Here is a 23,282-nt window from a genome sequence, read left to right as displayed (position 1 = left end):
AAGACCCGTCCAGCAACGCCGAGTTGAGAAACCCCCAGGCGATCTGAAGGGCTCACTCCTGCGCCGGCCCCGTACTCGGGGAGTACGCGTCGAGCGCGGCGAGCCGGAGCGCGGCCGCCACGCGAGTGAGCGCTTCGGTGGGCGGGTGCGGAAGGCGGGCCAGCAGCAGGCGGCGCTGTTCCTGGGGTCCGCCGCGCACCGGCAGGACGCGTACGCCCGTCGGCACGGCGGGGGCAAGCGAGCCGGTCACCGTGGTCAACCCGCAGCCCGCCGAGACGAGTTGGAGCTTGGCCAGCCAGTCGCGGGCGCTGTGGACGATCTCGGGCCGCTCGTCCAGCCCCGGCCACACGCCCATGAGCCGGTCCTCGCCGGAGGAGGGACTCGCGATCCAGCGCTGCCCGCGCAGGTCGGCCACATCGACGTAGTCGCCGCGGGCCAGCGGATGCGTGGCGGGCACCGCGAGGTACAACGGGCGCTCGGTCAGCGTGCGCAGCACCAGCGGCGGCGATTCGGTGTCCGGTGGCCGGAACGGCGGCGCCGACGCGAGCAGGGCCAGGTCGAGGCTGCCGGCGCGCAGGGCGCGTACCAGGGCCGGGGTGCCGCCCTCCCGGCTGACGACGTGCAGGTCGGGGTCGGTGCGGCGCAGGGCGGCCAGGGCGCGGGGCAGCAGGACCGCTCCCGCGCTGGGGAACCAGCCCAGGCGCACGGTCGCGGCCTCCGTCGGCAGACCGGACAGCTCGCGCGCGGTCGCGTCGATCTCGTCCAGTACGACCGTCGCCCTGCGCATGACGATCCGGCCGGCCGGAGTCAGCCGTACGCCGTCGCGGCGCCGTTCCAGCAGTTCCGCGCCCGCCACCCGTTCGATCGCGGCGATCTGGCGGGACACCGCGGACTGGGTGTAGCCCAGTGACGCGGCGGCCGCGGTGAAGGTTCCCTGTTCGGCGACCGCGCGGAAGACGCGCAACGCGGTCAGTGACACATCCGTGAAGTCCATGACGATCACGCATGCTAGCGGTGCGTTACTTTCGTTGGACGCACACCCGGCGGGTTCCTACCGTGGCTGTCATGAACGTTTCGCGCATCGCCCTCGTCACGGGCTCCAACCAAGGACTCGGCCGCGCTCTCGTCGAGGGCCTGGCGGCCCGGATGGGCGCCGACGACCTGGTCCTGCTCTCGGGACGCGACGAGCGGCGGGTCACCGACGCGGCCCACGAGGTCGCAAGCCTGCCCGGCACCCGCGGCCGGGTCGAGGGCCGGGTCCTGGACGTCACCGACACCGACGCCATCACCGAACTCGCCGACGATCTCCGGCAGCGCCACGGCGGCGTCGACATCGTGATCTCGAACGCCGTGGCCCGGGTGCTGCCCGGGGAATCGCAGGCGGCGCGCGCCGACGAGTTCATCGACGTCTCCAACACCGCCACCCACGCGATGCTGCGTTCCTTCGGGCCCATCCTGCGCCCGGGCGGCCGGTTCCTCGTCGTGGCCAGCAGCCTCGGCACCCTCGGGCACCTCGACCCCGCGCTGCACGACCTGTTCGACGGCGCGAGCCTGGACCAGGTCGAGTACGCCGTCGAGTCCTGGCGCGGTGCCGTCCACCACCGGACCACGGCCGAGGCGGGCTGGCCGCTCTGGCTGAACGTGCCCTCGAAGGTGGCCCAGGTCGCCGCCGTGCGCGCGGTCGCGGCCGAACGCCGCGAACACGACCTGGCGACAGGCACGTTGATCGCCTCCGTGTGCCCGGGCATGGTCGACACGGCCACGTCCCGCCCCTGGTTCAGCGACTTCAGCCAGGCACGGTCCCCCGCCGACGCGGCCGCCGCCGTCCTCGACCTCGTCCTCGCCGACCACGTCGACCCCACCCACTACGGCGAGTTGGTCCGCTTCGGCAAGTCCCTGGACTGGTACGGCGGTACTCCGCCGGTCGAGCAGGACCGGCTGATCACACCGTGACGGCACCGGCATCCGCTCACGGGTGACGAGGCCGCCCCAGGTGCTCGGCGCTCATCCCGGTCCGGGCAGACTCGGCAACTCCCCGATCCGACAGACTTGTCGGCACGGTGTTGGCCTGGTTGTGGGTGGTGGCCGGCAGTCGGGTCCGTGACCGATCGGACCGCGCGGGCGAACTCTCCTCGGCCATGGGCTCAATCCACGACCCCTGGACGCCAGTTCTGGCCGCGCCTCCGTGCATACCGGCGCGGCCAGAACCACCTCGTGCTGTCGGTCAGCGAACCTGGACGGATGAACCCCGAACTACGGGGCTACGGCCGCCTGTTCACGGAGTGAGCTGCCACTGCTCGATGTAGCCGATGTCGACCGCCGCGTGGTCCTGCACCCGCAACTTCCAGGTGCCGTTGACCGGTTGGGCGGAGGCGTCGACGGTGAAGGTCTGGTCGACGTCGTCGGCGGAGCCGCCGGCGCGGTTCAGCAGCGAGTAGACGGTTCCGTTCGGGCCGACGAGATCGACGGTGAGGTCGCCACGGTAGGTGTGGACTACCTTGACGTAGACCTGGGTGGTGGCCGAGGCGTTGCCGTCGCGGCCGGTGACCGTGATCGGGGACTCCACGGCAGTGCTGTTGTCGGGGATGTCGACGCGGGTGGCGCTGGCGTAGATGTTGGCCACCCGCCAGGTGAAGGCGGTGGTGGCGGTCGCGCCCGTGTCGTCGGTGACGGTCACCGTGACGTCGTTGCTCCCGAGGGTGGTCGGGATGCCGGAGATCAGGCCGGTGCTGCTGATGGTCAGTCCGTCCGGCAGTCCGGTGGCCGAATAGGTCAGCCCCGCACCGGAGTTGGTGGTGTACGCGTCCGTCTGCAGGGACACGGACTGTCCGACTCCGCTGATCTGGCCGGAGATCGGGGCGACGTTGACGCCGAGCGCGATCCGGCTGCCGACGTTGATCGCCGCCCACGCGTCGGCGACGGCCAGGTACGTGGGGCTGTAGGCGCCGAAGAGGTCCGCGGCGGCCTGGAGGGTCGCGGTGCGGGCACCGGCGTAGTTGGTGGACGAGGTCATGTACGTGGTGAGCGCCCGGTACCAGACCTTCTGGGCGTTGTCGATGCCGATGCCGGCGACGGGCACGCCGTCGAAGGTGGGGCTGTCGTAGGCGACGCCGTTGACGGTCTTCGCGCCGCTGCCCTCGGACAGCAGGTAGAAGAGGTGGTTCGCCGGGCCCGAGGAGTAGTGGACGTCGACGCTGCCGAGCGTCGAGCTCCAGTAGTCGCGGGACGCACCGTCCTTGGACGGCTTGTCCATGTAACGCAGCGGTGTGCCGTTGCCGTTGATGTCGATCTTCTCGCCGACCAGGTAGTCGGGGACGTCGGCGGACAGGTTCTCGTGGAACTCGACCGCGGCGGCGAAGATGTCCGAGGTGGCCTCGTTGAGACCGCCCGACTCACCGGAGTAGGTGAGGCCGGCGGTCGCGGCGGTGACGCCGTGACTCATCTCGTGCGCGGCCACGTCCAGCGCCGTCAGCGGGTGGGTGTTGCCCGAACCGTCGCCGTACGTCATGCAGAAGCAGGTGTCGGACCAGAACGCGTTGACGTAGTTGTTGCCGTAGTGGGCCCGGCTGTAGGCGGCCACGCCGTCGTTGCGTATGCCGTTGCGGCCGAAGACGTCCTTGTAGTAGTCCCAGGTGGCCGCGGCGCCGAACGCGACGTCCACACCGGCGGTCTGACGGTTGCTCGCGGTCCCGTCACCCCAGACATCGTTGTCATCCGTAAACAAAGTGCCCGTGCCCGAGGTGCCCTGGTTCAGGTCGTAGGTCTTGTGTCCGGCTCGGTCGCCGTCGACGAGCTGGTACGTCGAGCCGGAGAGCGTGGTGCTGAGCGGGACCGTTCCGTTGAACTGGCCGGTGCCGGTGCCCGTTTCGATGCCCTGGTAGTGGAAGACGGCCTTGCCCGAGTCGGCGTCGGTGATGACATGGAGTTCGCTGGGCGTTCCGTCGTCCTGGAAGCCGCCGACCACCGCCTCCCAGGCCAGGACGGGCTTGGCTCCGGCGGCCCAGACGACGAGCCGCGGGGAGCCGTCGAGCTCGGCCTTCTCGCCGCCCGCCTTCGCCGCGCTCGCGAGCGCCTTGGCCTTCACCGTCGCCGACGACACGTTCGGGGTGATGTCCGACAGGGTGAGGTCGGCCTTCGCGGCCTTCGAGACCGTGAGGCGGCCGCTCTTGGCGTGGACGACCAGATCGCCGCCGAGGACGGGCAGTCCGGAGTACGTCCGCTCGTAGCGGGTGTGGGTGGTGCCGTCGGCGTCCTGCGTGACGTCCTTGACGACGAGCTTCTCCTTGGCACCGAGGCCGAGGGTCTTCGCCGTGTTCTTGACGGCCGCGCCGGCGCTCTTGAGGAGGGCGGCGTGCTTCGTCGGTGACAGGGCGACCGGGGCCGCTCCGGCCCGGGATGTGGCCAGGATCTTCGCGGGGGCGGTGTGTCCACCGGGGGCGGCGGAGGCGGCGCCGGTCTGCATACCGGCGGCCAGCAGGGTGCCGACCGCCGTGAGGACCAGGGCGGCGGTGTATCTGGGGTGGTGCGAAAAACGGTCATGCCGGGTCAAGGCGTTCTCCTTATGTGGGGTGGTCGGACTCGGTGGAGTCCTGGAGAGCGGGTCGGGCCGGGGTACGGCCGTCCGGCGGGCGCGCGGGTACTGAGGAGGAAGGGTGAGGAGGAAGTGAACGCTCGGTGAGCGTGGTGCACAGCAGCGTGGCATCACGTCCACAGAATTGTCATGGCTATAACAAAGCAACGGCTCAAAATGACTGTTGCGTACTGCGGATAACTCACTCGAGCAACGCTTTTCAGCCTCACGCCGGGCACCGGCGCCACGCGGGAACATCGAGCCGTCGAACAGGTGGTTGAATGACGGCCCAGAAGGGTAATCAGTCCTTCAACTCGCGTACGGCGTCTACGACTTGCCGCACCAGGCCAGCCACGCCACGAGCACGGCACCAGTCGCTCGTGAAGACGCTGGCATATGCCAGAAGCACCACCGGATCGTGTGTTGCCAAATCCCTTACAGGGCGTCGCAGCCTGTGCGACAGTCGTAACCGGTCCCTCCATCCGCCTTGGTCGTACCGTCCCCGCATCGGAGTGCGTCATGCCGTCCCATCTCTCTGCGGACCGCCCAGCCGCCCAGCCGCCCGCGCGCGGCTCGGTCGACGCGCTGATATCGCAGGCGCGGCAGCTCATGGGCGACGTGGACGCCGTACGACGGGACGCGCAGCACGACGGTTCGGACCCGCGCGAGCGGTGGCAGCGGGCGCTGTGCGATCTGGCGCTGCATCAGCTCAACGACCTCGACGAGCACTTGGCCCAGTTGCGGGACGGCCCGCCGCCCGTGCCCGCCACGGTGGAAGCGCCTCCCGCGCCGACCGCCGCACCGGACGCACCCCGGGACGACTCGCTGCTCAGCCGGGTCGGCAGTGCCGAGTGGAACCTCCTTACGGACGGGGCCAGTTGGTCCGGGGAGCTGTACGAGATCCTCGGCCGCGATCCGGCCGCTCCCCCGCTCACCCTGGACGAACTGCCGTCCCTGGTCCTCGACGAGGACCGGCCCCGGCTGACCGCGATGGTCACGGACTGCCTGATCGACTCCAAGCCCATCGACGGCGAGTTCCGCATCGTCCGGCCCGACGGCGCCGTACGGACCGTGCACATGATGGGCGAGCCCGTGCTCGACGCCGACGGCGGCACCGCCTCGATGTGGGCCGTGCTGCGGGACGTCAGCGAACTGCGCCGCAGCCAGCGGACGGTGAGCGAGACCCGTGACTCGCTACAGTGCCACCGGCACCACGCGCAGTCCGAGCGCCGGCTCGCGGTCGAGCTGCAGGAGGCCGTGCTGCCGCCGTGGCGCGGTTCCCTGCGGCTCCCGCACCAGGGACCGGAGACACTGGACCTGGCCGCCCGCTATCTGCCCTCGTCGACGAGCGCACTGATCGGCGGCGACTGGTACGACGCGCTCCAACTGTCGGACGGGGCAACCCTGTTGAGCGTCGGCGACCTCACCGGACACGGTGTCGCCGTCACCTCGGGCATGGCGATGCTGCTCGGCGCCCTGCGCGGCATGGCGATGGCGGGCACCGAGCCCGGTCAACTGATGTCCTGGCTCAACCAGTTACTCGACGCCACCGTGCAACCGGCCCTGGGCAGCGCGGTGTGCTGCCGCTACCGGCCCGAGACCCGCACCCTGACATGGGCGCAGGCAGGACACCCCGCCCCGCTGCTGTTCCGCGGCGGGACGGGGCGCATGCTGAGCGCACCGGACGGCGTCCTGCTCGGCGCCACCTCGGGAGCGGCCTACGGACAGGCCGAGGAAACCCTCGAAGCGGGCGACGTAATCCTGTTGCACACGGACGGACTGGTGCCCGGGTACGGTGGAGCCGCCGCCGTGGACCAACTCCTCGGCCTGGCCCCGCGGTTCGGCGAGGCGCGCACCGCACAGGACTGCGTGCGGATGGTCGTGGAGGAGTTCGGCGACACCGAGCGCGCGGACGACGCCTGCGTGCTCGTCGCCAGGACCACCTAGACCACCACGAGTACCTGGCGGCCAGACCACCAGGAGCACCTGGCAGGAGAGAAACAGCGGCACAAACCCCTTATGCCTGTGCGCTGTTGCCGCCCCTGGCCCTCGGGCTCTTCGGCTGTGTCTTCGGCAGCGCGAGTTTGATCTCCTCCCGGAGTTCGTGGATCTTCGGATAGCCGGAGTAGTGGGCGGTGAGCCGGTACATCTCGCGCAGCCGGTCCCAGGTGCGGTGGGAGGAGTTCGATCCCATCGACGCCAGGGCCAACCGTGCGTACCTGTCCGCCTGTTCGGGGTCGTCGGCGATGAAACAGGCCGAGGCCATCGACAGGAAGTCGAAGATCTTCGACCGCTGCCGTCCGTCGACCCGCAGTGCCAGGGCCTTCTCCGCGAAGTACTGGGCGTGCACGGCCGCTTCCGGCTCGTGCTCGGCCAGGGTGCGGTAGGCCAGGGCCTGCATGCCGTAGAGGTCCTCCTCCTTGAACGTCTGCATCCAGCTCGGGGACGGTACGTCGCCGCGGTCGGAGACGAAGAGGTCCTCCGCCTGGCCGAGGGTGCGGCGCATGGCCTGGCCCTTGCCCATCGACGCCTGTGCCCAGGCCTCGATGGTGTAGAGCATCGCCCGGGTGCGCGGCAGCACCTGGTCGCCGGAACCGGCCTTGGCCAGCTTCATGAGATCGAGTGCGTCGTCGGGCCGGCCCAGGTGCACCATCTGGCGAGCCGCCCGTGAGAGCGCCTCCCCGGCGCGGGGCCGGTCGCCGCCCTCACGGGCCGCGTGGGCGGCGATGACGAAGTACTTCTGGGCCGTGGGCTCCAGGCCGACGTCGTGCGACATCCAGCCCGCGAGTACGGCGAGGTTGGCGGCGACGCCCCACAGGCGCCGCTGGAGATGGTCGGGGTGGCGGTAGGCGAGCATGCCGCCCACCTCGTTGAGCTGTCCCACCACAGCCTTGCGCTGCAGCCCGCCGCCGCGGGCCGCGTCCCAGGCGCGGAACACCTCGACGGACTCCTCCAGTTCCTCGATCTCCTGCGACCCGATGGGTGCGGCCTCGTAGCGGTCGAGCCCAGCGGGGTCGGCGTGCAGGGGATCGTCGAATCGGGGAGCATCGGCGGAAAGAGTCGGATCGGAGTGCAGCCAGTCGTACATGGCGCTGCTGAGTGCGGAGCCTGCGGCGAGCGCGGCGCCCGCGCCCACCAAGCCGCGTCGGTTGAGCATGAGGTCCATTCCCGTGAATTCGGTGAGGACCGCAGCAGTCCGTTCGGGCGCCCACGGCACACCGTCGGGATGTTCCACACTCCCGTCGTCGGGCCGTTTCCCCGCACGCCCGTGCCGGACCAGACCGAGGTCCTCGATGGTCACGACACGGCCGAGACGCTCGGTGAACAGAGCCGCCAGCACCCTCGGCACCGGATCGCGCGGGATCTCTCCCATGTCGATCCAACGCCGTACCCGCGAGGTGTCGGTCGACAGCTGGGGGTGGCCCATGGCCGCCGCCTGCCGGTTGACCCTCCGCGCGAGCTCGCCCTTGGACCAGCCGGCCAGGCCGAACAGGTCCGAGAGACGGGAGTTGGGTTGTCCGTTCACGTCAAGCCCCCAGGTTCTCGGCTGACTTGAACATAGCCCGGTGCGGGTTGCCGGGCGACTATTCGCCAGGGTTCGCCAGGGTGCGCCAGATGGTGTGCCACTGCGCATCTGGTGTCAGGTAGGAACGCGCCACCCCGACCCGGTCACCGAGGGACATTCCCCAGGGTGCACCCGGGGGACCGGGCCGGGGAGCGCGCTTGCTTGGACAGGCACTGCAGGCACACGAAGGGATCTGTATCTCCCATGTACACAGCATCGTCCTCCGTGTCCGCCCCGCCCCGGTCGCTGCACCCCCGCCCGGGCGCCGGCGGCCCCTACCTCGACCCGGCGCGGCCGGCGGCCGCCCCCGTGCTCGGTGCGGGCAGGCCGCGGCGCGTTCCCGGTCTCGGCCCCCAACCGCTCAGCGGGAGACTCGACTTGTCCGGCCCTCAGGGCGCCCAGCTGCGTACGGCGATCGCGTCGGTGCACCGGATCTGCCCGGAGTTCGCTCCGGTGCAGGTGCTACGCCGCAACGGACGCTCCGTGCTCCTGGTCGGAACGACCGGACGCAGCACGGCGGTGGCGAAGTGTTTACTGGACCACTCCCCCGCGTGGGCCGAGCGGATCCGGCACGAGATAGCCGCCTACCGCTCGTTCGTCCGGCACCGCCCGCCGGTGCGGGTACCGCGCCTGATCGCGGCGGACCCGGACAACTGCACCCTCGTCATCGAGCGGATGCCCGGCCGGGTGGCGGCGCTGCACCGGCACCCGGCGGAGGCCCCGCCGCGGGCGGACATCCGGGCGGCGCTCGGCGCGATCTGCCGGCTGAACGCCTGGCGGCCGCCGGCGGGCACGTTCGACGCCCCGCTGGACTACGCGGCCCGCATCTCCCGCTTCCACGAGCTGGGGCTGCTCACCGACCGCGACATGGGCGACCTGCAGAAGCTGCTGCACGGCATCGCGCACTCGGCGGGCCGCGGCGGGATGGGCCAGTTCTGTCACGGCGACGCCCTGCTGTCCAACATCCTTCTCTCACCGGCCGGTCCAGTGCTGGTGGACTGGGAGCACGCGGGCTGGTATCTGCCGGGCTACGACCTGGCCACGCTGTGGGCGGTCCTCGGGGACGCTCCGGTGGCCCGGCGGCAGATCAGTCAGATCGCGCAGTCGGCGGGACCCGCGTCGCGTGACGCGTTCCTGGTCAACCTGATGCTGGTGCTGACCCGGGAGATCCGCACCTACGAGATGGCCGTACAGCGTTCGATGCACGACTCGACCCCGGCGGCACCGGGAGTGGTGGCCCACCCGGGTGCTGCGCCGTCCGGCGAGGAACAACGGCTGCTGCTGAGGCGGCTGCACGACGACTGCCAGATGGCCCGCCGGGCCGTGCGTGCGGCGGTCGGCACTCGCTGACGGGGACGAAGGTCCGCGGTGCGCCCTGCAGCGGCGCACCGCGGACCTTCGTGTGTCTCAGCCATATATGGCGTCCGCCTATATGGCTCGCCCATTGGTGTACTCCACTGACGCCCCGCAGGCCCGAACACCACCGCCACGAAACTCCTCGTATCCCCCGTTGACATGGGAAATCGCCTTCCTCTGCGCATGATTGACGGATCGTCGGCCAGCCGGTACCACTGACGCACGCCCGGCCCCGCACGGTTCATGACAATCCCGCCGTCCCAGGAGGCTGCATTGCGAGGATCCCCGACCGACCCCACCCGCGCTCCCGGACACAGACGCGCGCGCCGGTCCGCCGGCGCGCTCGCCACCGCCGCCCTGCTGCTGCCCCTGCTGGGCGCGGCCCCCTCGGAGAGCGCCACCGACTCCTCCGCCACCCTCCAGCGGGCGTTCGCGTCGGCGTCCGCCGAGTACCACGTGCCGCAGACGGTTCTGCTGGCCGTCTCCTACCTCCAGTCCCGCTGGGACACGCACGGCGGAGCGCCGAGCGTGACGGGCGGCTACGGACCGATGCACCTCACGGACGCCCGCACCGCCCTCGCCGCGACGGAGCACCTGAGCGAGGGCTCCGAGGACCCCCGCGGCGACAGCGCCCGCACCGCCCTGCACCCCACCACGCAGATCCCGGCGGAGTCCCAACTCCCGGCCCGGCTCAGGACGTTGACGAAGGCTGCCGAGCTGACCGGGCTTCCGGCGACCAACCTGCGTACCGACGAGACCGCCAACGTGGCCGGCGGCGCGGCACTGCTGGCCGACGCCCAGAAGGGCCTCGGGGAGTCGCTGAGCGCGGACCCGGCCGACTGGTACGGCGCGATCGCGCGCTTCTCCGGCGCCGACGACACGGCGACGGCGGCCGCGTATGCCAACGATGTCTACGACGTGATCCACACCGGCGAGACGCGCGAAACGGACGCCGGGCAGCAGGTCACACTGGCCGCCCAGCCGGATCTCGCGCCCGACACCGCGCAGCTGAAGGAGACCGGCCTGCGCACGGTCTCCGCCGACGGCACCGAATGCCCCAAGAAGGTGTCCTGCGAGTGGATCCCGGCGCCGTACTCCCAGTTCGGGGACAACGACTACGGCAACCACGACCTGGGCGACCGGCCCGCGTCGCAGAGCATCAAGTACATCGTCATCCATGACACGGAAGGCCAGTGGGCGGGTGTCCTGAACCTGGTCCAGGACCCCACCTATGTGTCGTGGAACTACACGATCCGCTCCACCGACGGTCTCATCGCCCAGCATGTGAAGGCCAAGGACGTGGCCTGGCACGCGGGCAACTGGTACATCAACGCCAAGTCGATCGGCATCGAGCACGAGGGCTTCCTCGCCTCGCCTGACGCCTGGTACACGGAGGCGATGTACCGCTCTTCGGCGCGGCTGGTGAAGTACCTGACGAAGAAGTACGGCATCCCGCTGGACCGGCAGCACATCCTCGGCCACGACAACGTGCCGGGGCCGACCACGTCCACGGTCCCCGGGATGCACACCGACCCGGGCCCGTACTGGGACTGGGCGCACTACTTCGCCCTGCTGGGCCACTCCTTCAAGCAGACCGCCAAGAAAGGCGGCGGCCTGGTGACGATCCGCCCCGACTACGCCGCCAACCAGCCGGTGTACACGGGCTGCGCCACCGCCGGCCAGCCGTGCGCGGTGCACGGGTCGAGCGAGGTCCGGCTGTACTCCGGGCCCGGCGAGACCTACCCCCTGATCAAGGACATCGGCCTCGGGACGACCCCGACCACCGGGGTCAACGACCTCTCCTCACGGGTGTCCACCGGTCAGCAGTACGCGGTGGCCGACCGCTCCGGGGACTGGACCGCGATCTGGTACCTGGGCCAGGAGGCCTGGTTCAAGAACCCGAAGAAGCAGCCCACCGCGGTGAAGGCGGCCGGTCTGGTGGTGACGCCGAAGGAGGGTGTGGACAGCGTCCCGGTGTACGGCCGCGCCTACCCGGAGGCCTCGGCCTATCCGACGGGAGTGCCCGCCCAGGCGGTGTCCCCGCTGCCGTACAAGCTGCTCAAGGGCCAGAAGTACGTGGTCGGTGACAAGGTGCCCGGCGAGTACTACTACGCGGTCACCTTCACCACCGACTCGCACAAGGTCGTCGTAGGAAAGGATCTCTACTACGAGATCCAGTACGGCCACCGCGTGGAGTTCGTGCGGGCCGCCGACGTGACGGTGGAACGTTCCGGCCGGTAGGCGGTCGCCTCAGCCCTGCTGGAACAGTTCCGCCGGGAGCGGTTTCAGCAGGGCGTAGAGGTCGTCCGTGATGGGGCGGTCCCAGGCGGCGATGGTGACCAGGACGTTGTCGCTGCGGTCGAACTGGACGCAGGAGATCCTGCTCTCGGAGAGCTTGAGGCGGCGCACGATCAGCAGGTTGTCGCCCTGCATCACCGGCATGTCCTCGGTGCCTACGACGGTCACCTCCTCGTCGTTCTCCAGCGCGAGGAGCAGTTGCGCGACCTCGAACGGGATCTCGTCCTCGGCGACGTCACGGGCCGGGGAGCCCTCCGGCAGATTGCCGATGACCATCGCGGGGCCGCGGCCGCCGAACAGGTCGTACCGCAGGAACACGCCCTGGCAGCTGCCATCGGGCGCGGGCAGCAGACCGGCACCCAGGTTGCCGGGCCAGTCGCCCGGGTCCATGGCCAGCACATCGAATTCGGGGCCGGCGGGGGTGGCGCTGCGGCGGCGGAGGAACGACATGGCGCAATGGTACGCGGTGCCGTTCGGCGATGTGCGCGAGGTCACGTGGGTTCCGGGGACCTTGTCGGGTGCGGGTCCGTCGTGGCTTGTCGCGCAGTTCCCCGCGCCCCTAGGTGGGTGCGTCCCGCGTTGGCTGGACAAGTGCCGTTTCCAGCCCTGAGCGTTCCGTGCCCACCTTCCGGCAGACCGACGAGAGCAAGCGCACCACCGTCTGTTCTTCCGTGTGGAGTTCTACGGCTATTTCATGGTCCGTACTGCCTTGGGCGGCCAGGGTCGCGGCTGCGCGTTCCTGGGATGTGAGGGTGTCGGTCTCCGCGCTGTGGAGGCGGCGGGGGCGTAGGCCGGCTGCCGCCAGCTCGGCGCGGGTCGTGTCCGCCAGGCCGTCGGCGCCGCATTGGACGGCTGCGTCCAGGCCTCGGTAGAGGTAGTCACCTGCCTCTTTGGACCTGCCTACCCGGCGGAGTTCGGTGCCGAGGGCGACGAGGGCGCAGGCCAACTCATAGGCGGCCGGGGAGCGTTCGAGGTGAGTGACGGACTCTTCGAGGAGTTTGGCGCGGGCCGAGCCGGAGGAGACCTCGGCGGCGATGCGCAGGGCCTGGCCGATGGCGGACGGGGTGCCGAACTGGCGGGCGCGGGCGACCGCTTCGTGGGCGGTGGCGACGGCACGCTCGGGGGTGTCGTGGCGTTCGGCGCGGGCGAGGTGGAGCTGCCAGGGGCACCAGGCGGGGTTGCGGATGCCGCGCGGGTCCAGCCGGCGGCCGGCGGCGGCCAGTTCGGCGGCAGCTTCCTTGGCGAGGCCGCGGGCCAGAAGCAGTTCGCCGTAGACGGTCTGGGCGTCCGGGAACACGACGGCGGCCGGGAAGGGTTCCGCGAAGGCGTGGTCCTCGGCGAGTTGTACGGCTTCCGCGACCCGGCCGCGGGCCAGCAGGACCTCGATGAGGATGCCGGTGCCGTACCAGTAGACGGGGGTGCCCGGTCCGACGCGTTCGGCGAGGCGCAGGCCCGCGCGGGCGAAGTCCTCGGCCTCGGCGAGACGGCCGCGCCGGTAGCGGAGGTAGCCGAGGAAGGTGTACCCGAAGGACAGGTGCGCTCCGCGCCAGCCCTGCTGTTCGAAGTCGGCGATGCCGGTGGCGAAGAGTTCCTCCGCGCGGCCCGGTCGGTCGCAGTACATGAAGGTGAGGGCGACCAGTACCGGCACCTCGAAGCCGCGGTCGGCCTCCGCCCAGCCGAGGCCACCGGCCAACGCGCGCTCGGCATGATGCAGCGCCACATGTGCGGGCTCACCACGGAGTACGGCGTCCCAGGTGCGCAGGCCGATGATGTACCGCTCGGTGAGGTCGCGGCCCTTGAGGCGGTCGGCGAGTTTGGTGAGGCGGCGGGAGCGCGAGGGGTGGTCGGGTTCGTCGGCGCGGAAGGCGTCCCACATGAACTGCTCGGAGAGCATGCGCAGTTTGACCCGGGCATCGCCGGTGACACGGATCTCGCGGGCGAGGGTGCCGGAGGCCTCGGCGAGACGGTCGCTGTGGGCGAGGACCTGGGAGAGGCGGTAGACGATGTTCTGCCGCAGGCCGGCGTCGCTGATCGGCTCTTCGAGGGCGGCCCGCAGATGGTTGACGGTGGTCGCCGGCTCGGTGAGCAGGGAGGCGCTGCCCAGTTCGTACAGGACGGCGGCCCGGTCGTCGAAGGGCGGGGGTTCGCGCAGGGCGCGGGCGAGATAGCTGCGGGCCGTGTCGGGGGCGCCGGCGCGCAGCGTCTCACCGGCCGCCGCGCGGAGTTGCTGGACCACCCAGTTGTCGCCGTCGGGGTGGGTCTCCATGAGGTGGCGGGCGGCGGCGGAGGGGCCCTGCCCCTCGTTGATGACGCACCAGGCGGCCTGGCCGTGCAGGGCCACGCGGACGCCGGCGGGGATGGCCCGGTAGACGGCGGTGGCGATGAGCGGGTGGACGAATTCGAGGGTGCCCGCGGCGGTGAGTGTGCCGGTGAAGATACGGGCGTCACGCAGTGCGTCGACGGCGTCGGCGGCCTCCTCGTGGCCGAGTCCGGCGACGGCGGCGGCGAGCATCGGATGGGGCTCGGTGCCGAGGACCGCACAGGCCCAGGCGAAGCGGACGGTCGAGGTGCCGAGCCGTTCGAGGCGGGTGGTGAGGCCGCTGCCCTTGACGGCGGCGGCGAGGTCGCGCAGTTGGTCGGCCCCGGCCTCGGTGGGGGTCAGGCCCCGGTCGTGGATCTTGGCGGTGAGTTCGACGGTCTCGAAGGGGTTCCCGGCGGTGACGGCCCAGCACTCGTGGCAGAACGCGTCGTCGGCGTGCGCGCCGAGCGTCTCCCGGACCAGATCGGCCACGGCGACGACGCTGAGCGGTTCGAGATCGAGGGGGCGTCCGCCGGCCCGGCCGGGCAGCCCCCTGAACGACTCGGCGTGGTCGGGGAGTTCGTCGGGACGGTAGGCGACCACGACCAGCAGCGGGAGTTGTTCGGCGCGGGGCGCGAACGCGGCCAGCCAGCCCAGCGATTCGGGGTCGGCCCAGTGCGCGTCGTCGAGGACGAGGACCATCGGGGCACGCTGCACCGCGAGGTGGGTGAGCACCCAGTCGAGGCCGTCACGCAGACCCTGCTGGTCGGGCGGGGAACCTTCGGTGGGCGCGCACAGCCCGAGGGCCGGGCCGACGATGTCGTACCAACTCCCCAGCGAGGAGCGGAGATCGGCGTCGGCCGAGCCGGCGAACTGCGGTTGCAGCAGCTGTCGGGCGACGTGGAAGGCGACGCGCTGTTCCTGGTCGCCGCCGCGTGCGGACAGCACGGTGCAGCCCTGCGCCGCGGCCCGGCGGCGCACTTCGGTGAGGAGGGTGGTCTTGCCGATACCGGCCCGTCCCGCGAAGGCGAGCAGGGCACCGCGCGGCCGGTCTCCCGGCTCACCGCCGTCCGTGCGCAGACCTGTCAGCTCGCCCAACGCCTCGTCCACGGCGGCGAGTTCACTCTCCCGTTCGAGGAGTGTCCTTCTGCTGCGTGCACTCCGCTGCCCCATGCCATACCCCCTGCCACGGTGGTGCGCCCGCGCGGGGAGCGAACGCGCACCGTGAGCTACAGGGACCTCAGCGTACGCTCCCCGAGGGTCGCGCGACCCGGTAGTCGACGAAGGCGTACCGGCCGGTTTTCCAGTTTCGCCAGGGACGACAGGGGCACGGATCCCGCTTGATCAAGTCCCGCCCGAGACGGACGATGGGATCACCACTGCCCCTCGGACTGGGAGGCGAACGTCGATGGACGATCTACGGCAGCTGCTGCGCGACCTGGAGGTCTTCGCGGGCGAACTGCCCACCTTCGACCCCTTGGCCGCGCCGGACACCCCGTCGGAGTTGTTCACGGAGTGGCTGCTGGGGGCGCTGGAGGCCGGTGTGCGCGAGCCGCACGCGATGACGGTCTCGACGGCCGGCGCCGACGGCAACCCGACGGCAAGGACCTTGATCCTCAAGGGCGTTGGCCCGGACGGCTGGCGGTTCGCGTCGGACGGCGGCAGCGTCAAGGCCCGCGATCTCACCCAACGGCCCTTCGCCGCCCTGACATTCTACTGGTCACCGCTCGCCCGCCAGATCCGCGTGCGCGGTCCCGTCGTGGCGGCGGGCGAGGCGAACAGCGCGGCGGACTTCCTGGCCCGCGGCACCGGCGCCCGCGCGGAGGCACTGGTCGGCCGCCAGTCGCAGCCGCTGGCTGACCTCGCCGAACGGGACGCGGCGGTCAAGGAGTCACTGGAGCGACTGGAGGACGAGCCGGATCTCGTGGCCCCGGGCTGGACCCTGCACACCGTGCGGCCGGAGTCGGTCGAGTTCTGGCAGGGCGACAAGGAGCGGCGGCATACGCGGCTTGTGTACGTGCGTGAGGGCGGGGGCGAGGGGTGGCTCAAGCAATTGTTGTGGCCTTGATCGGTAAGTTGCTTGTGGGGTGGGGGACCTCGGACCGAAGAGGTCGAACGGCGGCGGAGCCATCGCGACTTGACCATGGGGTGCGGCCCTTCGGGTGACCGGGGTGAACGGCGGTGCGGATATGGCGACTTGACCGCGCGGGGGTGTGACCCTTCGCCTAGCTGAAGCTGAACGGCGTCCCCGGGACGGCGGCACGGCCCCACCGACTCGGCGCGGCCATCTCGACTTCGCCCCGCCAAATCACCGTAGGGAAAAGGGACTTCCTCACTGCTCCAACGCCGTCGGCGGCACCACCGCGACCGGACTCGCCGCGTGCAGCAGGACCGCCTGAGTGACCGAGCCGATCAACCGGGCCGGGGAGAGCAGGCGGCGGCGGTGGCGGCCCACGACGACGAGTTCGGCGTCCTTGGAGGCGGCGACGAGGTGGCCGGCCGCGTCGCCCGGGGCGACGTACGGCTCGGTCCGGACGTCCGGGTGGTGTTCGCGGTGCGGGGCGAGGAGGGCCTCGGTGAGGGTGCGGGTCTCGTTCTCGATGGCGTCCTGGTCGATGACCGGCGGGACGAGTTCGCCGGGGGACGCCCAGGCCTGCGGCGGCCACGGGTAGGCGGCGACGACCTGGAGGCGGGCTCCGCGCAGGGCGGCCTCGGTGAAGGCGAAGGAGAGGGTGGCCTCGTCGGGGCTGTCCACGTGCAGGCCGACGACCACCCGGGGTCCGGGTTCGGCCGGAATCGCGCCGTGGACCTCACGTCCGGGCCGGGGCACCACGACGACGGGGCAGTCGGCGTCGCGGGCTGCGGCCATGCCGTTGGAGCCCAGCAGCAGGCTGGCGAAGCCGCCGCGACCGCGCGAGCCGAGCACCAACAGCTGTGCGGTGGACCCGAGTTCGGGCAGTACGGCACCAGGTGCGCCTTGCAGCCCGAGGTATTCCATGACCGGCCGGTCGGCACGCCCTTCGAGATACGTACGGACCTGGTCGAGCACCTCGTCCTCGTCCGGCTCCGGCGGCCCGGCGACCAGGACGCCGGGCGGTGTCCAGGCCGCGGCGTACTGCCACACATGGACGACCCGCAACGGCGCCCCGCGTCCACGGGCCGCGTCGAGGGCCCAGTCCAGGGCACGCAGGCTGTCGTCCGAACCGTCGACCGCCGCGATGACCGGCAGGGTGCTCATGGGTTCCTCACCTCTGGAGTAACGGGACCTTCCCCTACTGCGGCCAGCCTGGCTCAGGCGTCGGCCCCGGAAGGGTTCTCAAGGTCGCGTGTCCGAAAAATCAGGTGGGACACCCTTCCGCGACGGTGACGGCAATGCCGACGAGTCGGCGTTCGCGGCCCAGAGCGCGGTCGGCGAGGCGCACCAGGCGGTACATGAAGAAGCGTCGCCTCATCATCTCCTGGACGCGGACGGTCTCCGCAGGATCCAGGAGCCGGGCGGTCGCCCGCACCACGGGGGCGTCGGTGGGCACGACGCCCTTCATGTTGCACGGGGCGATGGTCACTTGGGGGTTGCTGCGGATCCGCTTGGCCTTGCCCGTCTCCGGCGGTGTCAGGGCGTAGAGGGTGCCGTCCTTTACGAGGCTGCCGACGGGGGTGGGAACGGCCTGGCCGTTGCGGCGGAAGGTGGTCAGGCTGACGTGGCTTCCTCTGCCGATGCGGTCGAGCGCCTGGTCGAAGTCGCTGCGTGGGGTGGTCATGCGGGTCTCCAGGGCTAGCGGTTTTCCGGGGGCCAGCGGGTTTTCCGGGGGCTAGCGGGTTTTCCGGGGGCTAGCGGGTTTTCCGGCCGGCGAGGGCACGGGCCGTGCGCGCGGCCTGCTCCTCGACGGAGGACCGGGTGTTCCAGCGGCCGGGCAGCATGTCCTGCTGCTGGAACAGGGCCAGCCCATGGGCTGCCGCGGCGACCTGGACGAGCAGCTCGAACGCCTCGTCCGGGTCGGGGGCGATGCGACTGGTGACGGGCATCAGGTCGTCGTGCAAGGCACCGCCCGCCTCAGCCAGTTCGGGATGTCGGCTCTTGTCGAGGCCGGCCAGGAAGGTGATGTCGAAGAGGGCGCGCTCCTCGGCGGCGAACCGCACATAGGCGGTCGCGAAGGCCGCCAACTGCTCGACCGGGTCCGAGTGCGCGGCCAGCGCGGTGCGGTAGCGACGGCGCTGCTCCTGGTAGCCCTTCAGAGCCAGCGAGGCCAGCAGTGCCTCCCGGTCACTGAAGTGCTTGTAAGGGGCCGACACGCTCACCCCGGCCCTACGGCACGCCTCGGCGAGGGTGAACCCGTGTGGGCCGCGCTCGCCGACCAGGGCGAGAGCCGCCTCCTCCAGCGCGTTGCGCAGATCCCCGTGGTGGGCGCCGGTGGGACGCCGTTTGACTGCCATGCCCACAAGGTTAACACTATTCACCATAGGTGAACGGCATTCACCTTCGAGGACGGGCAGGCGGCTGGCCAGGCAAGCAGGCCACGGCTGCCCCTCGCGGCCGCCTAGTCCCCGTACGACTTCTGGAGGAACCGATGACCGGATCGAAGCCCGCGCACTGGACAGCCCGCGACATTCCCGACCAGCACGGCCGCACCGCGGTGATCACAGGTGCCAGCACCGGCATCGGATTCGAGACGGCCAAGGCCCTCGCCCTGCGCGGGGCAGCGGTGGTCCTGGCGGTGCGGGACACCGACAAGGGCAAGCGCGCGGCGGAGGAGATCGCTCTCGTCGCGCCGACGGCGACGGTGCACGTCCAGCGGCTCGACCTGAGTTCGCTCGCCTCGGTCCGCGACGCGGCCGGGGAACTCAGAGATGCCTACGCCCGGATCGACATGTTGATCAACAACGCCGGCGTGATGTACACCCCGCACCGGACGACCTCGGACGGCTATGAGCTCCAGTTCGGAACCAACCACCTGGGGCACTTCGCCCTGACCGTGCTGCTGCTGGACCTGCTGCCGGCCTCGCCCGCCTCCCGCGTCGTCACCGTCAGCAGCGCGGGTCACCGTATGGGTGGCCCGATCGATCTCGACGACCTCGACTGGCGCGGGCGCCCGTACGACCGGACCGCCGCGTACGGGCACTCCAAGCTGGCCAACCTGCTGTTCACCTACGAGCTCGACCGCAGACTGCCCGCAGGCGGGCCGCTGGCCGTCGCCGCGCATCCCGGCGGCGCCGACACGACCGGCTCCCGGAGCGCGATGTCCCACTCCTCCGCCCTAACCCGCACGGCCTTCGCGGCGATCCGACCGCTGCTCCTGCAGTCCCCCGAGAGGGGAGCACTGCCCGTGCTGCGCGCCGCGACCGACCCGGGCGTACGGGGTGGTGAGTACTACGGCCCACGCGGATTCCAGCAGAGCAAGGGGTACCCCAAGGTGGTCCGCTCCAGCCCGCAGTCGTACGACACGTCGCTGCAACGCCGCCTGTGGGCGCTCTCTCAGGACATGACCGGCGTCGCGTTTCCATCAGGCACGCAGCCCGGCCGCCACTCTCACGAGTGAAGGCCGGGCTGAAGACGCCTGTGCGCATTTCCCCCGATGGCTCGCTGGGGAACCTTCACCTTCAGGTGAGGTCGAACTCCCCTTCCCGCGCCCCCGACACGAACGCGCCCCATTCCGCGGGCGTGAAGATCAAGGAAGGGCTTTCCGGGCGGCCGCTGTTGCGCATCGCGATGAATCCCTCGACAAAAGCGATCTGGACATCCCCCAGTCCACGGCTGCCTGAGTGCCAATCGGCGTCACTGAGGTCCAGCTCCGGCTTGTCCCAGCCCGCAAGCGGGTGCTGCTGGATGGTGCTCTCGGCCACGTCCGTGCTCCTCCCGATTCGTCGTCCGCGGCCAGCCTAGCGATCGGTTTCTGATGCCAACAGGCCACGTGAGGGGGACCTTTCAGGAGGCGGGTGGTTCGCTGCCCACGAGCCACATCGAGAAGAACTGGGATCCGCCGCCGTAAGCGTGCCCGAGAACCCGTCGAGCACCTTCCACCTGGTGTTCTCCGGCTTGGCCACGGACCTGAAGCGCGGCCTCCGCGAAGCGGATCATGCCCGAGGCACCGATCGGATTGGTCGACAGAACACCCCCTGACATGTTCACGGGAAGGTCGCCGTCCAGCTCGGTCACTCCCGATTCGGTGAGTTTCCAGCCCTCTCCCTCGTCGGCGAATCCGAGGTTCTCCAGCCACATGGGCTCGTACCAGGAGAACGGCACATACATCTCCACGGCGTCGATCTCCCGACGCGGATCGGCTATCCCGGCCTGCCGGTACACGTCGGCCGCGCAGTCCTTGCCGGCCTGTGGCGACACACAGTCCTTTCCGGCGAACAGTGTGGGTTCGCTACGCATGGCGCCCCCATGCATCCAGGCCGCCGGACGTGGTGCGCGGGCCGCTCCCGCCCGGTCGGTGAGCACCATCGCGCAGGCGCCGTCCGAGGAGGGGCAGGTCTCCGAGTACCGGATCGGGTCCCACAGCATCGGCGAGGCCTGGACCTTCTCCAGCGTGATGTCGTGCTCGTGGAGATGCGCGTACGGGTTCTTCAGCGCGTTGCGCCGGTCCTTGTACGCGACCAGGGAACCGACCGTGTCGGGCGCCCCGGTACGCCGCATGTAGGCGCGCACATGCGGCGCGAAGAACCCACCCGCACCCGCCAACAACGGCTGCTGGAAGGGAATCGGCAGAGACAGCCCCCACATGGCATTCGACTCGGACTGCTTCTCGAACGCCAGCGTGAGAACCGTGCCGTGCACACGGGCCGCGACGAGATTCGCGGCGACGAGCGCGGTAGACCCGCCCACCGACCCGGCGGTGTGCACCCGCAGCATGGGCTTTCCTACGGCGCCCAGCGCGTCGGCGAGATACAGCTCGGGCATCATGACGCCCTCGAAGAAGTCGGGCGCCTTCCCGATGACGACGGCGTCGATGTCGGCCCACGTCAACTCCGCGTCGTCGAGCGCCCGTTGGGCCGCCTCCCGCACCAGCCCCGCGATCGACACGTCCCGGCGCGCGGCGACGTGCTTGGTCTGGCCGATCCCTACGACGGCCACGGGCTCCTTGCTCATCGCGGATCCCCTTCGAGTACGGCGACCAGGTTCTGTTGCAGACAGGGGCCGGAGGTGGCGTGGGCGAGGGCCCGGTCGGACTCGCCCCGGTGGATGCGGGCGGCGGCCTCACCGATGCGGATCAGCCCGGCGGCCATGACGGGGTTCGCGGCGAGGGCACCCCCGGACGGGTTGACGTGCACGTCGTCGCCGAGGCGCAGCGCCTTGCGCAGGACGACCTCCTGCGCGGTGAACGGCGCGTGCAACTCGGCGGTGTCGATGGGCCGTTCGAAGGCACCGGCCTTCTCGGCGGCGAGCCGCGTGGACGGCGAGTCGGTCAACTCCCGTACGCCCAGCCCGTGTGCCTCGATGCGGTGGTCGATCCCCCTGATCCAGGCGGGCCGTTCGCACAGTTCGCGGGCCCGGTCTCCGGCCGCGAGGATCACGGCGGCGGCTCCGTCACCGATCGGTGGACAGTCGCCGGTGCGCAGCGGCCGTACGACATAGTCGCCCTGCGGCACCGAACCCCGCACCTGTGCATGGGAGTTGGCGCTCGCGTCCGTCCGGCTGCGGGCCGCGACGGCGGCGAGTGCGGGCTCGTCGGTGTCGCCCGCGTCGATGAGGGCCTGCGCCTGGAGGGCGGCCAGGGCCACGGAGTCCGGCCACAGGGGGGCGACGTAGTACGGATCGAGCTGTCGGGTCAGGACGTCACGCACCGAACCCGGGGACGACTTGCCGTACGAGTAGACGAGCGCGGTGTCGGCGTCGCCGGTGAGGAGTTTGGTCCAGGCCTCGTAGAACGCCCAGGCGCCGTCCATCTCGACGTGCGACTCGGAGATCGGCGGCCAGGCGCCGACGCCGTCGAGGGCGAGGGTGAAGGAGAAGGCGCGGCCGGCGAGGTAGTCGCTGGAGCCGGAGCAGGTGAAGTCGATGTCGGCGGTCTTCAGGCCGGTCTGTTCGAGGACGCCGTGCAGGACCGGCATCAGCATCTCCACCTCGGAGAGCTCGTCGGTGGTGCGCCGGTGGTCGGTCTGCGCGAAGGCGACGACGGCGATCTCACGCATCACAGCAGCACCCTGCATCACAGCAGCTCCTTGTAGACGTCGTAGTCCGCGTCGGGCTCGCCGGTAGGCCGGTAGTGATCCGGGTACCGGCCGCCCTCACTCCACACCGCCTCGACGCGCAGCCCCATGCGCACCTGGTCGTAGGGCATGCCGCCGATCCGTCCGTGCAGCGCGAGGTCGGCGCCGTCGAGGGCGATGTGGGCGTAGACGTACGGCACCTCTATGTCGAGGTTCTTCGCCTTGATGTTGACGATGCAGAACGTGGTGACTGTGCCGCGCGGCCCCACTTCGACATGTTCCACTGTGGCGACACCACATGTGGGGCACGCACCCCTCGGCGGGACGTACACCTTGCGACAGGACGGGCAGCGTTCACCGACGGTGCGCTGCTCGGAGAGCGCGTGGATGTAGTCGGTCTGGGCACGCCCGGGCGAGTAGAGGTAGTCGAGACGCGCGGGCGCCACGATGCCGGTGACCATGTCCTCGAACTCACCGGTGTGGGCGGCGGGGTGGCGTCCCTCGTCGCCATCCTCTCCGCCTTCGTACGGCTCGAAGCAGGCGATGTCGGTGATGGCACCCGTGCGTTCCTCGGCCCAGCGGACACGAACGCGCATGCCGGTGCGGACGGAATCAGGGCCGGGCGCGTCCAGGGCATGCAGGAGGGCGGTGTCAGCACCGTCGAGCCGGACCAGAACCCAGGCGAAGGGCGTGCCGAGCGGCTGACCGCGCCGGGGTTCGTGGTTCCAGGCCCAGGTGGTGACCGTGCCGGTCGCGCCGACCTCGACGAGATCGCGGATCTCCTCGGCGGTGACGGGGTCGTACTCGACGGGAGGGACAAGGGTGCGCCCACCAGCGGTCTTCACCCCGAGGACAACACGCTCACGCAGCCCGGTGAGGAACGCGCTCTGGACGGGACCGAGGGAGCGGGTGAAGGGAAATTCGAGGACGAGGGGAGCTTTGAGCACTTCAGGCACGACATTCTCCTAACTGAACAGTTGGGGCCGAGCACTCCCACCCATGGGCGCGGGGAACTGCGCGACCAGCCACAACGAACCCGCAGACAC

The 23,282-nt window shown here is 70.7% G+C and carries 18 protein-coding genes; 6 read left to right on the top strand and 12 right to left on the bottom strand.

Going from position 1 to position 23,282, the window contains the following annotated elements; genetic code table 11:
- Positions 1–52 precede the first annotated feature (52 nt).
- Positions 53–994 (bottom strand): LysR family transcriptional regulator, encoded by a 942-nt coding sequence (locus OG714_RS47965; protein WP_406132190.1) that lies wholly within the window; start codon positions 992–994, stop codon positions 53–55.
- Positions 995–1,065: 71 nt separating this feature from the next.
- Between OG714_RS47965 and OG714_RS47960 the strand changes: the two genes are divergently transcribed.
- A complete protein-coding gene (locus OG714_RS47960) occupies positions 1,066–1,953 on the top strand; it encodes an SDR family NAD(P)-dependent oxidoreductase (RefSeq protein ID WP_406130784.1) in 888 nt (295 codons plus the stop codon).
- Positions 1,954–2,275: 322 nt separating this feature from the next.
- On the opposite strand, the gene OG714_RS47955 is transcribed toward OG714_RS47960, so the two are convergent.
- On the bottom strand, positions 2,276–4,549 hold the full coding sequence (locus OG714_RS47955; RefSeq protein WP_406130783.1) for a M4 family metallopeptidase: 2,274 nt from the start codon (positions 4,547–4,549) through the stop codon (positions 2,276–2,278).
- A gap of 540 nt (positions 4,550–5,089) precedes the next feature.
- On the opposite strand from OG714_RS47955, the gene OG714_RS47950 reads away from it, so the two are divergent.
- Positions 5,090–6,517 carry a PP2C family protein-serine/threonine phosphatase gene (locus OG714_RS47950; RefSeq protein ID WP_406130782.1) on the top strand — a complete coding sequence of 476 codons (1,428 nt, stop codon included), beginning with the start codon at positions 5,090–5,092 and terminating at the stop codon, positions 6,515–6,517.
- 70 nt (positions 6,518–6,587) lie between these two features.
- Here OG714_RS47950 and OG714_RS47945 read toward each other — a convergent pair whose 3' ends face one another.
- The gene (locus OG714_RS47945; protein WP_406130781.1) at positions 6,588–8,096 is read right to left on the bottom strand and encodes a hypothetical protein; all 1,509 of its coding nucleotides are present in this window, start codon (positions 8,094–8,096) and stop codon (positions 6,588–6,590) included.
- Between the two features lie 243 nt (positions 8,097–8,339).
- Between OG714_RS47945 and OG714_RS47940 the strand changes: the two genes are divergently transcribed.
- Positions 8,340–9,485, top strand: coding sequence for an aminoglycoside phosphotransferase family protein (locus OG714_RS47940; protein ID WP_406130780.1), 1,146 nt, complete (start codon positions 8,340–8,342; stop codon positions 9,483–9,485).
- Between the two features lie 279 nt (positions 9,486–9,764).
- Positions 9,765–11,732 (top strand): N-acetylmuramoyl-L-alanine amidase, encoded by a 1,968-nt coding sequence (locus OG714_RS47935; protein ID WP_406130779.1) that lies wholly within the window; start codon positions 9,765–9,767, stop codon positions 11,730–11,732.
- A 9-nt stretch (positions 11,733–11,741) separates the two neighbouring features.
- On the opposite strand, the gene OG714_RS47930 is transcribed toward OG714_RS47935, so the two are convergent.
- A complete protein-coding gene (locus tag OG714_RS47930; protein ID WP_406130777.1) occupies positions 11,742–12,239 on the bottom strand; it encodes a hypothetical protein in 498 nt (165 codons plus the stop codon).
- Between the two features lie 109 nt (positions 12,240–12,348).
- Positions 12,349–15,261, bottom strand: a complete 2,913-nt coding sequence (locus tag OG714_RS47925) for an ATP-binding protein (protein ID WP_406130775.1) — start codon at positions 15,259–15,261, stop codon at positions 12,349–12,351.
- Positions 15,262–15,496: 235 nt separating this feature from the next.
- On the opposite strand from OG714_RS47925, the gene OG714_RS47920 reads away from it, so the two are divergent.
- A complete protein-coding gene (locus OG714_RS47920) occupies positions 15,497–16,156 on the top strand; it encodes a pyridoxal 5'-phosphate synthase (RefSeq protein WP_406130773.1) in 660 nt (219 codons plus the stop codon).
- A gap of 264 nt (positions 16,157–16,420) precedes the next feature.
- Here the strand turns inward: OG714_RS47920 and OG714_RS47915 are convergent, their stop codons facing one another.
- The 3 genes from OG714_RS47915 to OG714_RS47905 all read right to left on the bottom strand — a co-directional run bounded on the left by OG714_RS47915 (position 16,421) and on the right by OG714_RS47905 (position 18,519).
- Positions 16,421–17,326, bottom strand: coding sequence for a universal stress protein (locus OG714_RS47915; protein WP_406130771.1), 906 nt, complete (start codon positions 17,324–17,326; stop codon positions 16,421–16,423).
- Between the two features lie 100 nt (positions 17,327–17,426).
- A complete protein-coding gene (locus OG714_RS47910; RefSeq protein WP_406130769.1) occupies positions 17,427–17,846 on the bottom strand; it encodes a PPOX class F420-dependent oxidoreductase in 420 nt (139 codons plus the stop codon).
- Between the two features lie 70 nt (positions 17,847–17,916).
- Positions 17,917–18,519: a TetR/AcrR family transcriptional regulator gene (locus OG714_RS47905; protein ID WP_406130767.1), complete on the bottom strand. Its 603-nt coding sequence runs from the start codon at positions 18,517–18,519 to the stop codon at positions 17,917–17,919.
- Between the two features lie 134 nt (positions 18,520–18,653).
- Between OG714_RS47905 and OG714_RS47900 the strand changes: the two genes are divergently transcribed.
- Positions 18,654–19,622: an oxidoreductase gene (locus OG714_RS47900; protein WP_406130765.1), complete on the top strand. Its 969-nt coding sequence runs from the start codon at positions 18,654–18,656 to the stop codon at positions 19,620–19,622.
- 61 nt (positions 19,623–19,683) lie between these two features.
- On the opposite strand, the gene OG714_RS47895 is transcribed toward OG714_RS47900, so the two are convergent.
- From OG714_RS47895 to OG714_RS47880, 4 genes are all read right to left on the bottom strand, one after another.
- Complete coding sequence (locus OG714_RS47895) at positions 19,684–19,926, bottom strand: DUF397 domain-containing protein (RefSeq protein ID WP_019057879.1); 243 nt, start codon at positions 19,924–19,926, stop codon at positions 19,684–19,686.
- An 82-nt stretch (positions 19,927–20,008) separates the two neighbouring features.
- Positions 20,009–21,175 (bottom strand): thiolase domain-containing protein, encoded by a 1,167-nt coding sequence (locus OG714_RS47890; protein WP_406130762.1) that lies wholly within the window; start codon positions 21,173–21,175, stop codon positions 20,009–20,011.
- Positions 21,172–22,236: a thiolase domain-containing protein gene (locus OG714_RS47885; RefSeq protein WP_406130760.1), complete on the bottom strand. Its 1,065-nt coding sequence runs from the start codon at positions 22,234–22,236 to the stop codon at positions 21,172–21,174. The genes OG714_RS47890 and OG714_RS47885 overlap by 4 nt, the downstream gene beginning before the upstream one ends.
- Positions 22,236–23,192, bottom strand: coding sequence for a Zn-ribbon domain-containing OB-fold protein (locus tag OG714_RS47880; protein WP_406130758.1), 957 nt, complete (start codon positions 23,190–23,192; stop codon positions 22,236–22,238). Before OG714_RS47880 ends, OG714_RS47885 begins: the two co-directional genes overlap by 1 nt.
- Between the last annotated feature and the right edge of the window lie 90 nt (positions 23,193–23,282).

Source organism: Streptomyces sp. NBC_00989, assembly GCF_045162655.1.
Classification (GTDB): domain Bacteria; phylum Actinomycetota; class Actinomycetes; order Streptomycetales; family Streptomycetaceae; genus Streptomyces.
Note: the sequence above shows the minus strand (reverse complement) of the source record. Positions and strands in the feature narration are given on the sequence as shown.

Excerpts from the sequence above, each read along its gene's own strand:
- OG714_RS47965 (WP_406132190.1), bottom strand. The coding sequence starts at position 994 with ATGGACTTCACGGATGTGTCACTGACCGCGTTGCGCGTCTTCCGCGCG.
- OG714_RS47960 (WP_406130784.1), top strand. The coding sequence starts at position 1,066 with ATGAACGTTTCGCGCATCGCCCTCGTCACGGGCTCCAACCAAGGACTC.
- OG714_RS47950 (WP_406130782.1), top strand. The coding sequence starts at position 5,090 with ATGCCGTCCCATCTCTCTGCGGACCGCCCAGCCGCCCAGCCGCCCGCG.
- OG714_RS47940 (WP_406130780.1), top strand. The coding sequence starts at position 8,340 with ATGTACACAGCATCGTCCTCCGTGTCCGCCCCGCCCCGGTCGCTGCAC.
- OG714_RS47930 (WP_406130777.1), bottom strand. The coding sequence starts at position 12,239 with ATGTCGTTCCTCCGCCGCCGCAGCGCCACCCCCGCCGGCCCCGAATTC.
- OG714_RS47925 (WP_406130775.1), bottom strand. The coding sequence starts at position 15,261 with ATGGGGCAGCGGAGTGCACGCAGCAGAAGGACACTCCTCGAACGGGAG.
- OG714_RS47920 (WP_406130773.1), top strand. The coding sequence starts at position 15,497 with ATGGACGATCTACGGCAGCTGCTGCGCGACCTGGAGGTCTTCGCGGGC.
- OG714_RS47915 (WP_406130771.1), bottom strand. The coding sequence starts at position 17,326 with ATGAGCACCCTGCCGGTCATCGCGGCGGTCGACGGTTCGGACGACAGC.
- OG714_RS47910 (WP_406130769.1), bottom strand. The coding sequence starts at position 17,846 with ATGACCACCCCACGCAGCGACTTCGACCAGGCGCTCGACCGCATCGGC.
- OG714_RS47905 (WP_406130767.1), bottom strand. The coding sequence starts at position 18,519 with ATGGCAGTCAAACGGCGTCCCACCGGCGCCCACCACGGGGATCTGCGC.
- OG714_RS47900 (WP_406130765.1), top strand. The coding sequence starts at position 18,654 with ATGACCGGATCGAAGCCCGCGCACTGGACAGCCCGCGACATTCCCGAC.
- OG714_RS47890 (WP_406130762.1), bottom strand. The coding sequence starts at position 21,175 with ATGAGCAAGGAGCCCGTGGCCGTCGTAGGGATCGGCCAGACCAAGCAC.
- OG714_RS47885 (WP_406130760.1), bottom strand. The coding sequence starts at position 22,236 with ATGCAGGGTGCTGCTGTGATGCGTGAGATCGCCGTCGTCGCCTTCGCG.